The sequence below is a fragment of the Variovorax sp. 01T439_2 genome (assembly GCF_056398445.1).
In genome coordinates this window covers 1-12,199 of sequence record NZ_JBFTPJ010000064.1, presented here as the reverse complement: position 1 = coordinate 12,199, position 12,199 = coordinate 1, and the positions used below count along the sequence as shown (strand labels likewise).

Annotated in this window: 11 protein-coding genes and 2 pseudogenes; 4 read left to right on the top strand and 9 right to left on the bottom strand. The window is 68.9% G+C overall.

Annotated elements, in window-relative coordinates:
• Positions 1-759 (top strand): annotated as a pseudogene (locus AC1DOC_RS05170) (alpha/beta hydrolase); the annotation flags it as partial.
• A 16-nt stretch (positions 760-775) separates the two neighbouring features.
• Here AC1DOC_RS05170 and AC1DOC_RS05165 read toward each other — a convergent pair.
• From AC1DOC_RS05165 to purE, 3 genes are read right to left on the bottom strand one after another with little or no spacing between them, the layout of a single operon-like run.
• Complete coding sequence (locus AC1DOC_RS05165; protein ID WP_018905203.1) at positions 776-1,777, bottom strand: L-threonylcarbamoyladenylate synthase; 1,002 nt, start codon at positions 1,775-1,777, stop codon at positions 776-778.
• On the bottom strand, positions 1,774-2,970 hold the full coding sequence (locus AC1DOC_RS05160; protein WP_015867831.1) for a 5-(carboxyamino)imidazole ribonucleotide synthase: 1,197 nt from the start codon (positions 2,968-2,970) through the stop codon (positions 1,774-1,776). The genes AC1DOC_RS05165 and AC1DOC_RS05160 overlap by 4 nt, the downstream gene beginning before the upstream one ends.
• Positions 2,967-3,515 (bottom strand): 5-(carboxyamino)imidazole ribonucleotide mutase, encoded by a 549-nt coding sequence (gene purE, locus AC1DOC_RS05155; protein ID WP_478080585.1) that lies wholly within the window; start codon positions 3,513-3,515, stop codon positions 2,967-2,969. Before purE ends, AC1DOC_RS05160 begins: the two co-directional genes overlap by 4 nt.
• Positions 3,516-3,551: 36 nt before the next feature.
• Here purE and AC1DOC_RS05150 point away from each other — a divergent pair, with 36 nt between their 5' ends.
• Positions 3,552-4,472: a tetratricopeptide repeat protein gene (locus AC1DOC_RS05150; protein ID WP_369663768.1), complete on the top strand. Its 921-nt coding sequence runs from the start codon at positions 3,552-3,554 to the stop codon at positions 4,470-4,472.
• Between the two features lie 115 nt (positions 4,473-4,587).
• Positions 4,588-5,040 carry an META domain-containing protein gene (locus AC1DOC_RS05145; protein WP_478129490.1) on the top strand — a complete coding sequence of 151 codons (453 nt, stop codon included), beginning with the start codon at positions 4,588-4,590 and terminating at the stop codon, positions 5,038-5,040.
• Positions 5,041-5,064: 24 nt separating this feature from the next.
• Here the strand turns inward: AC1DOC_RS05145 and AC1DOC_RS05140 are convergent, their stop codons facing one another.
• The 3 genes from AC1DOC_RS05140 to AC1DOC_RS05130 all read right to left on the bottom strand — a co-directional run bounded on the left by AC1DOC_RS05140 (position 5,065) and on the right by AC1DOC_RS05130 (position 7,763).
• Entirely contained in the window at positions 5,065-5,970 is a 906-nt protein-coding gene (locus AC1DOC_RS05140; RefSeq protein WP_015867835.1) for a phosphoribosylaminoimidazolesuccinocarboxamide synthase, read from the bottom strand.
• A 106-nt stretch (positions 5,971-6,076) separates the two neighbouring features.
• Positions 6,077-7,141, bottom strand: a complete 1,065-nt coding sequence (gene fba / locus AC1DOC_RS05135) for a class II fructose-bisphosphate aldolase (protein ID WP_478129489.1) — start codon at positions 7,139-7,141, stop codon at positions 6,077-6,079.
• Positions 7,142-7,253: 112 nt separating this feature from the next.
• Positions 7,254-7,763: an Lrp/AsnC family transcriptional regulator gene (locus AC1DOC_RS05130; RefSeq protein WP_436037435.1), complete on the bottom strand. Its 510-nt coding sequence runs from the start codon at positions 7,761-7,763 to the stop codon at positions 7,254-7,256.
• Between the two features lie 136 nt (positions 7,764-7,899).
• Between AC1DOC_RS05130 and AC1DOC_RS05125 the strand changes: the two genes are divergently transcribed.
• Positions 7,900-8,916, top strand: a complete 1,017-nt coding sequence (locus tag AC1DOC_RS05125; protein ID WP_418146245.1) for a 1-aminocyclopropane-1-carboxylate deaminase — start codon at positions 7,900-7,902, stop codon at positions 8,914-8,916.
• Positions 8,917-8,922: 6 nt separating this feature from the next.
• Here the strand turns inward: AC1DOC_RS05125 and pyk are convergent, their stop codons facing one another.
• The 3 genes and pseudogenes from pyk to AC1DOC_RS05110 all read right to left on the bottom strand — a co-directional run.
• The gene (pyk, locus tag AC1DOC_RS05120; protein WP_062364063.1) at positions 8,923-10,371 is read right to left on the bottom strand and encodes a pyruvate kinase; all 1,449 of its coding nucleotides are present in this window, start codon (positions 10,369-10,371) and stop codon (positions 8,923-8,925) included.
• A gap of 84 nt (positions 10,372-10,455) precedes the next feature.
• Positions 10,456-11,532: pseudogene (locus AC1DOC_RS05115) on the bottom strand (phosphoglycerate kinase); the annotation flags it as partial.
• Between the two features lie 55 nt (positions 11,533-11,587).
• The coding region (locus AC1DOC_RS05110) for a LysR substrate-binding domain-containing protein (RefSeq protein WP_478129488.1) at positions 11,588-12,199 on the bottom strand (612 nt) is incomplete at its 5' end.

Here is a 12,199-nt window from a genome sequence, read left to right as displayed (position 1 = left end):
GCGCTCGGCAGCACGCTCTTCGTGCCGCTGCTCTCGGCCAGCTGGCAGCAGCAGTTCGGCGATGTCTACGGCAGCACCAGCGACATCTACGAGTCGCAGTACGCCACCGGCATCGACACCCTGCTGCCGAGCCTCACGCCCATCACCACGCTGTATGCCAACGGCAAGCTGCCGCAGCTCGCGCTCTTCCCCGCGGGTGCGACGCCGGGCCCGGTGAGCCCGGAGCTGTCGATCTTCTACGGCGCCAACAACCTCATCCGCCAGAGCTACCTGACGCAGGCGGCCGGCGACATCCAGGCGAACCCCTGCCCCGGCAATGCGCTGCCCGCCACGGCGGCCTCGCTGAGCACCACCTCGCCGCTCGATTGCAGGCCGGCCGTGGGCTTTCGCAAGGCGGCGCGCGCCAACGACCTGCGCACCTGGCTGCCGACGCGGCCGGTGCTCATGTGCGGCGGCGCCAACGATCCGACCGTGAACTTCCTGAGCACCCGCGCCACCGCCGGCTACTTCCGCGCCCGCGGCATGCCTGCCGCCGCGCTGACAGTGGTCGACCTGGAGGATTCCGGCACCACCGACTCGTACTCCGCCGCGCGCGCCGGCTTCGCGCAGGCCAAGAGCACCCTCGCGCAGAACACCCCGGGCAGCGACGCCGACAAGCGGCAGGCCGTCACCCTGGCCTACCACGGCAGCCTGGTGCCGCCGTTCTGCCTGGCTTCGGCGCGCGGCTTCTTCCAGGGCGTACTGGCCGCCGGCGGCTAGCAGCGAAGACCGGGGGTCAGCCCATGGACGCGCGATGCAGGCGGTCGCGCACGCCTTCCCATTCGGGCGTGTCGGGCGGCGTCTCGACCCAGATCAGCTTGACGCCCTCGGCATCGAACTCGCGCAGCACCGCGAACAGCTGGTGCGCGCTGGCCGCCGCGTCGTCCGGCATGCGCCGCTGCAACACGCGCTGCGAGTGGCTGCGCACCTCGGCGCGCGTCCATACCGCGATGTGGGCTGCGCCCGGGCCGAGCACATCGAGGCCGGCCTGGATGGCCTTGGCATCCATCAGCCGCAGCTTGGCGTTCGGCGCATAGTGCGCCTCGAGCGTGCCGGAGGCGCGCGGATCGGGCGTCTCGAGCACCTCGCGGTTGCTCAGGCGCTCGCCCGCGGCGGCCTCGATCTGCGCGCGCGTGATCAGGCCCGGGCGCAGCAGCACGGGCGCGCCGCGGCTGCAGTCGACGATGGTCGACTCGATGCCGACCTCGCAAGCGCCGCCGTCGATCACCGTCAGCGCATCGCCGAACTCGTCATGCACGTGCTGCGCGGTGGTGGGGCTCACGCGGCCGAAGCGGTTGGCGCTCGGGCCCGCGAGGCCCGGCACGCCCTGCTCGGCGCAGGCCTCGAGCAGGGCCTGCGCGACCGGATGCGAGGGGCAGCGCAGGCCGATGGTGTCCTGCCCGCCGGCGGCCGCGGCCGCCACGCCGGGCTGGCGCGTGACGATCAGCGTCAGCGGGCCGGGCCAGAAGGCCTGCACCAGCTTCTGGGCGAAGGGCGGCAGCGGCTGCGCAAAGCGCGACAGCGCCTCGGTGCCCTTGATGCCGGCCGCCACGTGGACGATCAGCGGATGGTCGGCCGGCCGCCCCTTGGCCTTGAAGATGCCGGCCACCGCCATGTCGCTGGTGGCATCGGCGCCCAGGCCGTAGACGGTTTCGGTCGGGAACGCGACCAGCCCGCCCGCGCGCAGCACACGCACGGCCTCGGCAATGGCTTGCGGAGATTGGCCGTCGAGGATCATGCGAAGTCGGCCGCCGACAGCGCCGGCAGGCCGAGCACGGTGGCGGCCTGGGAGGCCGCGGCGCGCACGTTTTCGAGCGTGGCGCCGGTGAGCGTCAGGTGGCCCATCTTGCGGCCGCGGCGCGGCTCGATCTTGCCGTAGAGGTGCAGGTGCACGCCGGGCAGCGCGAGCACGTCGCTCCAGCGCGGCGCCACCGGCTTGTCGCCGCCCGCGGTGAACCACAGGTCGCCCAGCAGGTTCAGCATGATCGCCGGGCTGTGCTGGCGCGGCGCGGCCAGCGGCAGGCCCGCGAGGGTGCGCACCTGCAGCTCGAACTGCGATACGTCGCAGGCTTCCATGGTGTAGTGGCCGCTGTTGTGCGGCCGGGGCGCCATTTCGTTCACCACCAGCGAGCCGTCGGCCAGCGCGAAGAACTCCACGCACAGCACGCCCACGTAGTCCAACCCGGTCGCAATGCTCCTGGCCGAGTTGATGGCCGCCTGGGCCACGGTCTTGGGCATGTTCTGCGCATGCACCTCGGTCACGGCCAGGATGCCGTCCCGATGCAGGTTGCGCTGGGGCGGAAAGTGCACCAGCTGCCCGTCGCGGCCGCGCGCGACGATCACCGAGCATTCGAATTCGAGCGGCAGCAGCTTTTCGAGCACGCAGGGCACGCAGCCCGCGGCCTGCCAGGCGTCGACCAGTTCGGCGCGCGTGGACACGCGCTGCTGGCCCTTGCCGTCGTAGCCCAGGCGCGCGGTCTTGAGGATGCCGGGCAGCAGCGCATCTTCCACCGCGGCGAGCTGGGCCGCGGTCTCGATGACCGCATAGGGTGCGCAGGCCACGCCGCAGCGCGTGAAATGGGCCTTTTCGGCGATGCGGTCCTGCGCGATGGCGATGGCGCCCGCGTCGGGGGCCACGGGCCGGGCCACCGACAGCTTCTCCAGCGAGGGCGCCGGCACGTTCTCGAACTCGGTGGTGACCGCATCGGCCAGGCCCGCGAGCCGCGCGAGGCCGTCGACGTCGGCGTAGTCGGTGTGGATGTGGTGGTGGCTCACGCGGCCGGCGGGGCTGTCGGCGTCAGGGTCGAGCACGGCCGTGAAATAGCCCATGCGCTGGGCGGCGTGGGCGAACATGCGGCCCAGCTGGCCGCCGCCGAGCACGCCGAGCGTGGCGCCCGGAAGAATGGGAAGGCCGTTGCCGTTGTGGTTCACAGCGCACCCCCGCCCTGCGGCGAGAACGGCGACACGGCGGCGGCATCGGCCGCCGGCGGCGGCAGCGCCATGGCCTCGGCCGCGGCGGTCTGCGCGGCGCGGAAGGCATCGAGCCGCGCCCGCAGCGCCGGGTCGTTCACCGCCAGCATGGCCACCGCGAACAGCGCCGCATTGGCGGCCCCGGCGTTGCCGATGGCAAAGGTGGCCACCGGCACGCCCTTGGGCATCTGCACGATGCTGTAGAGCGAGTCGACGCCCTGCAGGTGGCGGCTGGCCACCGGCACGCCGAGCACCGGCACCGTGGTCTTGGCGGCCAGCATGCCCGGCAGGTGGGCGGCGCCGCCCGCGCCCGCGATGATCGCGGCCAGCCCGCGCCCGGCGGCGCTTTCGGCATAGGCGAAGAGCGCATCGGGCATCCGGTGGGCCGAGACCACCTTCGCTTCGTGCTGGATCCCGAATTGCTGGAGAATCTCGACCGCGTTGCGCATCGTCTCCCAATCGGAGTTCGAGCCCATCACTACACCGACCTGAATGGTTTCGTTCATGGTTCCAATTTTACGTTTCACCCCCAGTTGTTCCCGATGATCGACATCACTCTCGAAAATTTTCAGGCTGAACTGATCGAAGGCTCGGTCGCCACGCCGGTGCTGCTCGACATCTGGGCCGAATGGTGCGGACCGTGCAAGCAGCTCGGCCCGGTGCTCGAAAAGCTCGAAACCGAGTACGCCGGGCGCTTCACGCTGGCCAAGCTGGACGCCGACAAGGTGCCCCAGATCTCGTCGCAGCTCTCCGAAATGTTCGGCGTGCGCAGCATCCCTTTCTGCGTGATGTTCAAGGACGGCCAGCCGGTGGACGGCTTCGTCGGCGCCATTCCCGCCGACAAGATCCGCGAATTCCTCGACAAGCACGTGCCCGCGGCCGAGCAGGTCGAAGCCGCCTCCCAGGAGGCCGCGGCCCAGGAAGCGCTGGCCGAAGGCGACACCGAGGGCGCCCTCGAGCGCCTGCAGCATGCGGTGGCCACCGACCCGGCCAACGACGATGCGCGCTTCGACTACGTCAAGCTGCTGCTGCAGATGGGCCGCATCGACGATGCCAAGGTGGCGTTCGCGCCGGTGATCGCCAGGACCACGCTGGTGCGCCGCTTCGATTCGCTGCAGCGCTGGATGGACGCCATCGATTTTGCGGCGCCGGCCTCGGGTGCCGCGCCCGCCATCGCCGAGTTCGACGCGAAGATCGCCGCCGGCAAGCGCGACTTCGACGCCCGCTTCGGCCGCGCCCGCCTGCTGATGGCCGGGCAGCGCTGGACCGACGCCATGGACGAGCTGCTCGAGATCCTGATGCGCGACAAGGCCTGGAACGAGGAGCTCGCGCGCAAGACCTACATCGCGATCCTCGACCTGATCGAGCCGCCCAAGGTGAAGGTGGCGGACGGCCAGATTCCGCCGGACGATCCGGTGGTGGCCACCTACCGCCGCCGGCTCAGCAGCGTCGTGCTGAGCTGAGCCGGGCAAGCGCGGCCGATTGCGGCAGGCGCACGCATCTTGGCGAGCCGGGGCGGCCTCGCATACGATGGCGGCGATTCAACTTGTTGCAATTGAGAAGAAGGACACCCCGGCCATGCGCTTTCCCGCCCGCCACCGCGCCCGCATCGCGCTTTCCGTTTTCGCGTCCGCACTGATGGCCGCCGCCCTGGCCGGCTGCGGCAGCGGCATCAGCCTCGACGAGCCGATCGAGGGGCCGGTCTGGCGCCTGGTGCAACTGGGCGACGAGCCCGTGGCGTCCGGCGGCGAAGCGCAGATCCAGTTCGACCGCAGCAGCGGTCGCGTCAGCGGAACCGGCGGCTGCAACCGCGTGTCGGGGTCGTTCACGCGCAGCGGCATCACGCTGCGCATCGGCCAGTTGGCTTCGACCCGCATGGCCTGCGCGGACCCGGTGCGCGGCGCCAACGAGGCGCAATTCATATCGGCGCTGCAGACCACCGCAACTTATCGCCTGGCCGGCCCGGGACGCCAGGCGCTGCTCGACGCGAGCGGGCGGACCGTGGCCACGCTGAATTCGGCGAGCCGCTGAAGCGGCCAGCCGTTTTCCTTTTCCTCAGCCGGTGAGGCGCTCGAGCGCTTCGCGGTATTTGGCCGCGGTCTTTTCGATGACCTCGGCCGGCAGGCGCGGCGCCGGCGGGGTCTTGTCCCAGGGCTTGCCGTTGATCTTGGTGGCTTCGAGCCAGTCGCGCACGAACTGCTTGTCGTAGCTCGGCGGATTGGCGCCCGCGGCCAGCGCGGCCTGGTAGCCCTCGACCGGCCAGTAGCGCGAGCTGTCGGGCGTGAGCACCTCGTCCATCAGCACCAGCGTGCCGGCCTCGTCCAGGCCGAACTCGAACTTGGTGTCGGCAATGATCATTCCCTTGCCCAGCGCGATCTGCGCGGCGGTTTCGTAGATCTCCAGGCTGGTCTCGCGGATCTGCTGCGCCAGCTTGGGGCCGACGATCTCGACCACGCGGTCGTAGCTGATGTTTTCGTCGTGCTCGCCGGCCGCGGCCTTGGCGGCGGGCGTGAAGATCGGGCGCGGCAGCTTGCTGGCGTTGGTGAGCCCTTCGGGCAGCGGCACGCCGCAGACCGAACGGCTTTCCTGGTATTCCTTCCAGCCGCTGCCGGCCAGGTAGCCGCGCACCACGGCCTCGACCGGGATCGGCGTCAGGCGCTTGACCAGCATCGAGCGGCCGGTGACCTGCGGCACTTCTTCGGGCGTGACCACGCTCTCGGGCGCTTCGCCCGTCAGGTGGTTGGGGCACAGCTGGCCGAGGCGGTCGAACCACCACAGCGCCATCTGCGTGAGGATCTCGCCCTTGCCCGGGATCGGCTCGCCCATGATCACGTCGAAGGCGCTGAGCCGGTCGCTCGCGACCATCAGGATGCGGTCTTCGCCGACGGCGTAGTTGTCTCGCACCTTGCCGCGCGCAAGCAGGGGCAGGCTCTGGATGGAAGAGGTGTGGACGGTGGTCATGGAACGGTGCTGCTGTGCGGAAACGGGTGACGGGGGAAAACGGATTGTGCGCGCAGAAAAAAGCCACCGCGAACGGTGGCCTGCGATTCGCGGAAAAAGTTTGTCTTCAGACCACTTCTTGCGCGAGTTCGCCCTTGGCGTACTTGGCGGCGACCACCTGCAGCGTGTCGCCCTTGATCTTGGCGCCCTGGCCTTCACAGCCGAACTCGATGTAGCGCTGCTTGCAGATCAGCCTGGCGGCTTCGCGCGCGGGCTTGAGCCATTCGCGGGCGTCGAACTTCTCGGGGTTCTCGGCCAGGAACTTGCGCACCGCGCCGGTCATGGCCAGGCGGATGTCGGTGTCGATGTTGATCTTGCGCACGCCGTGCTTGATGGCTTCCTGGATTTCCTTCACGGGCACGCCGTAGGTTTCCTTCATGTTGCCGCCGTACTGGCGAATGATGGCCAGCAGCTCCTGCGGCACGCTCGACGAGCCGTGCATCACCAGGTGGGTGTTGGGAATGCGGCGGTGAATTTCCTTGATGCGGTCGATCGCCAGAATGTCGCCGGTGGGCTCGCGCGTGAACTTGTAGGCGCCGTGGCTGGTGCCGATGGCGATGGCCAGCGCGTCGATCTGGGTGCGCTTGACGAAGTCGGCGGCCTGCTCGGGATCGGTGAGCAGCTGCTCGCGCGTCATGGTGTCGTCGGTGCCGTGGCCGTCTTCCTTGTCGCCCTTCATGGTTTCGAGCGAGCCGAGGCAGCCGAGCTCGCCTTCGACGGTCACGCCCAGGCGGTGGGCCATGTCCGACACCTTCTTGGTGACGTCCACGTTGTAGTCGTAGCTGGCAATGGTCTTGCCGTCGGCCTCGAGCGAGCCGTCCATCATCACCGAGCTGAAGCCCAGGTCGATGGCGCCCTTGCAGACGTCCGGGTTCTGGCCGTGGTCCTGGTGCATGACCAGCGGGATGTTCGGGTACTGCTCGATCGCGGCCTGGATCAGGTGCTTGATGAAGGCTTCGCCGGCGTATTTGCGGGCACCGGCGCTGGCMTGCAGGATGACGGGAGCGCCGGTTTCCTTGGCGGCCTCCATCACGGCCTGGACCTGTTCGAGGTTGTTGACGTTGAAGGCCGGAATGCCGTAGCCGTTGGCGGCTGCGTGGTCCAGCAGTTCGCGCATCGAGACGAGTGCCATGGGAAATACCTCGCGGAAATAGGGGAAAAAGAAGGCGGAAAGACGAGAGAAAACTGCCCCAATTCTATCGAGCCCCCTTGTGGGACGGCACTGACACGCGGCGCGGGCGCTCCTAGATGGGCAGCTGTGTGGTCGACAGCACCTGCTTGAGCACCACGAAGGTCCGGATCTGCCGCACGCCCGGCAGGTACAGCAGCTGCTCGGCATGCAGGCGGTTGAAGCTGTCGTTGTCGCGCGTTCGCACGAGCATGAAGTAGTCGAACTCGCCCGTGACCACGTGGCATTCGAGGCAGCCCGAGACCTTTTGCGCGGCCTTCTCGAAATCGGCGAAGGAATCGGGCGTGGATCGGTCGAGCACCACGCCGATCATCACCAGCATGCCGAGCTCGAGCGCCTGGGCGTCGAGCAGCGCCACGATGCCCTTGATGAGCCCCGCGGCCTTGAGCCGCTCCACGCGGCGCAGGCAGGCCGGCGCGCTCAGGTTGACCTTGGCGGCCAGCGCCACGTTGGACACCGAGGCATCGCGCTGCAGGGCGCGCAGGATCGCGCGATCGGTGCGGTCGAGCTCCGCTGCCGCTTCGGCCGCCTGCGCCGGCGTGGTACGCAATTTTGTTGTGCTCATTGGGATATTGGCAAATCAAAAAGATCTGATCTCCCGATCTTGTCTTTTTTTGCGCCGCAATTCCACCAAAGTTTGCAAGCACGTTTCGGCGGCTTCTTCCTACGATCGATGGCATCCCTTTCCTGGAGCAGCACCGATGAACCTGAAGAAATTCCCGCGCCACGCGCTCACCTTCGGCCCCACGCCGATCCATCCGCTCAAGCGCCTGAGCGCCCACCTGGGCGGCGAGGTCGAGCTCTACGCCAAGCGCGAGGACTGCAACAGCGGCCTGGCCTTCGGCGGCAACAAGACGCGCAAGCTCGAATACCTGATTCCCGAGGCGCTCGAGGGCGGCTACGACACGCTGGTGTCGATCGGCGGCATCCAGTCGAACCAGACGCGCCAGGTGGCGGCGGTGGCCGCGCACCTGGGCCTGAAGTGCGTGCTGGTGCAGGAGAACTGGGTCAACTATTCCGATGCGGTGTACGACCGCGTCGGCAACATCGAGATGTCCCGCATCATGGGCGCCGACGTGCGGCTGGACAGCGCGGGCTTCGACATCGGCATCCGCAAGAGCTGGGAAGAGGCCATGGACGACGTGCGCAAGGCCGGCGGCAAGCCCTTTCCGATTCCGGCCGGCTGCTCGGAGCATCCGCGCGGCGGCCTGGGCTTCGTCGGCTTTGCCGAGGAAGTACGGCAGCAGGAGGCCGAGCTGGGCTTCAAGTTCGACTACATCGTGACCTGCTCGGTCACGGGCAGCACGCAGGCCGGCATGGTGGTGGGCTTTGCGGCCGACGGCCGGGCCGACCGCGTGATCGGCATCGACGCCTCGGCCAAGCCCGAGCAGACCTTCGCGCAGATCGTGCGCATTGCCAAGGGCACGGCCGAGCTGGTCGAGCTGGGCCGCGACATCACCGACAAGGACGTGGTGCTCGACCGCCGCTTCGGCGGACCAGAATACGGCTTGCCCAACGAAGGCACGCTCGAATCGATCCGCCTCTGCGCGCGCCTGGAAGGCATGCTGACCGACCCCGTGTACGAGGGCAAGTCGATGCACGGGATGATCGAGAAGGTGCGCCTGGGCGAATTCCCGGCCGGCTCGAAGGTGCTGTATGCGCACCTGGGCGGTGTGCCGGCGCTGAACGCCTACAGCTTCCTGTTCCGCAACGGCTGAGCGGGCTCAGCTCGCGCGGCAGATTTTCAGCATGTTGGTGCCGCCCGGGGCACCCATCGGCTCGCCGCAGGTGATGGCGTAGACGTCGCCGGTCTGCACGATGCCGCGTTTCTTCAGGTGGGCTTCGGCCTGCTCGAGCGCGGTGTCGCGGTCGCTCTCCGAATCCATCAGCAGCGGGCGCACGTTGCGGTAGAGCGCCATGCGGCGCTGCGTGGCCAGGCGCGAGGTCAGTGCGTACATCGGGATGTGCGCGCGGTGGCGGCTCATCCACAGCGGCGTGGAGCCCGATTCGGTGAGCGCCACGATGGCCTTGGCGCCCAGGTGGTGCGCCGTGAACAGCGCGCCCATGGCAATCGACTGGTCGATGCGGCTGTAGGTCTTGCCGCTGAAGTCGGCGTCCAGCGTCTTGTCCTCGGCCGCCTCGGCAGCTTCGCAGATGCGGCTCATCTCCTGCACGGTCTCGAGCGGGTAGCGGCCCGAGGCGGTTTCGGCCGAGAGCATCACGGCGTCGGTGCCGTCGAGCACGGCGTTGGCCACGTCGCTCACCTCGGCGCGCGTCGGCACGGGGTTGGTGATCATCGACTCCATCATCTGGGTCGCGGTGATCACCACCTTGTCCATGTCGCGCGCCATGCGGATCATTTTTTTCTGCAGCGCCGGCACGGCGGCATTGCCCACCTCGACGGCGAGGTCGCCGCGCGCCACCATGATGCCGTCGCTCGCGCGCAGGATCTCTTCCAGCTTGGGAATGGCCTCGGCGCGCTCGATCTTGGCGATGAGGCCCGGCTTGTGGCCGTACTCGGCCGCGGCCACGTTGCACAGCTGGCGCGCCATTTCCATGTCGGTGGCGTTCTTGGGAAAGCTCACGGCCACGTAGTCGGCCTGGAAGCTCATCGCGGTCTTGATGTCTTCCATGTCCTTGGCCGTCAACGCGGGGGCGGTGAGGCCGCCGCCCTGCTTGTTGATGCCCTTGTTGTTGGAGAGCTCACCGCCGAGCTTGACGGTGGTGTGCACCGCCTCGCCGCGAACCGCGTCGACCGTGAGCACGATGAGGCCGTCGTTCAGCAACAGCCGGTCGCCGGGGCGCACGTCGCGCGGCAGGTCCTTGTAGTCGAGGCCGACCGCCTCGGCGTCGCCGGGCTCGGTGCGCGAGGCGTCGAGCACGAACTTGGCGCCCGGCTCGAGCCAGACCTTGCCCTGCGCGAACTTGCCGACGCGGATCTTGGGGCCCTGCAGGTCGGCCATGATCGCCACCTCGCGGCCCGTCTTGCGTGCCGCCTCGCGCACCATGGCGGCGCGGTCGATGTGGTCCTGCGCCGTGCCGTGGCTGAAGTTGAGCCGCACCACGCTGACCTTGTTCAGGATCATCTGCTCCAGCAGCTCGGGCGTGTTGGACGCCGGGCCGAGCGTGGCGACGATCTTGGTGGCGTGGCGGGGAAGGCGATCCGTGATCATTGAGCTTGTCTCCATTTTGTATCCGCTACTGTATACACTTTGTGCGACAACAGGAAGCGGGCACCGCGGCGCGGGCGCGAAAAATCAGCCCGCGGCACGCTTGGCAAGGATTTCGAAAGCCGGGAGCGTCTTGCCCTCGAGCACTTCGAGGAAGGCGCCGCCGCCGGTCGAGATGTAGCCGACCTGCTTCTCGATGCCGTACTTGGCAATGGCCGCGAGCGTGTCGCCGCCGCCGGCAATCGAGAAGGCGCTGCTCTCGGCAATGGCCTGGGCGATGGCCTTGGTGCCGCCCGCGAAGGCGTCGAACTCGAACACGCCCACCGGGCCGTTCCAGACGATGGTGCCGGCCTTGCGCAATTGCGCGGCCAGGATCGCGGCGGTCTTGGGGCCGATGTCCAGGATCAGGTCGTCGTCGGCCACGGAGTCCGCGTCCTTGACGGTGGCGGGCGCATCGGCCGCGAAGGTCTTGGCCGTGACCACGTCCACCGGGATCGGCACATCGGCGCCGCGCGCACGCATGGCTTCGATCACCGCCTTGGCCTGGTCGACCAGGTCGGGCTCGGCCAGCGACTTGCCGATCGAAAGGCCGGCCGCCAGCATGAAGGTGTTGGCAATGCCGCCGCCGACGATCAGCTGGTCGACGTTGGCCGACAGGCTCTTCAAGATGGTGAGCTTGGTGCTGACCTTGGAGCCCGCCACGATGGCCACCAGCGGCCGCTTGGGCTGGGCCAGCGCCTTGGTGATGGCGTCGATCTCGGCCGCGAGCAGCGGGCCGGCCGCCGCCACCTTGGCGAACTGCGCAATGCCGTAGGTGGTGGCTTCGGCGCGGTGGGCGGTGCCGAAGGCGTCGTTCACGTAGATGTCGGTGAGCGCGGCGAGCTTGCGCGCGAGCGCCTCGTCGTTCTTCTTCTCGCCCTTGTTGACGCGGCAGTTCTCGAGCAGCACGACCTGGCCGGGCTTCACGTCGACGCCGTCGACCCAGTTGGCGACCAGCGGCACTTCGCGGCCGAGCAGCTCGCCCAGGCGCTTGGCGACGGGGGCGAGCGAGTCCTCGGGCTTGAATTCGCCTTCGGTCGGGCGGCCCAGGTGCGAGGTCACCATCACGGCGGCGCCGGCGTCGAGCGCCAGCTGGATGCAGGGCACCGAGGCGCGGATGCGCGTTGTAGGTTTGGCCCCGGCGCCGCTCTATGCGCCTCGTGCGGCCCGCCGATGCTTTTCATCCGGCCTTGGGCTGCGTCCGGGCATGGCGCTCGAGGATCTCGACAAAGCTCGCGGCAGCCGGCGACAGGGTGCGCCGCGCCGCGCTGTAGATGCACACCTCGCGGTGGAAGTCGGGCGATTCGAGCCGCACCATCTGCAGGCCGTGGGCGCGCACCAGCGGCGCCGAATAGGTCGGGCACACCGTGAGCCCGAGCCCCGAGGCCACCATGCCGAGCGCGGTGGTCATGTACGACACCTCCTGGGTGCCCGGGCGCAGCATGAGCTCGCGCTCGGCCGGCGCGAGCTCGGGCAGCACGCGCTGGCGGAAGTCGCGCGTGGGCGCGATGAAGGTGTAGGGGCCGAGTTCATGCCAGCGCACCTTGCGGCGCTTCGCAAAGGCGTGGCCGGGCGGGCAGATCAGCCAGTGGCGGTCGCGGAACAGCGTGCGGCGCTCGACGGCGCCGTCGACCGCCACGTCCTGTCCCACCGCAAGCTCCACGTCACCGGCCGTCACGCCGGCCAGCAGGTGCTCGGGCAGCGTGTCGGCCAAGCGCACATCGACGTCGGGGAACGCCTCGCGGTAGAGCGCGATCACGCGCGGCATCAGCGTGCAGGCCATGAGCTGAGC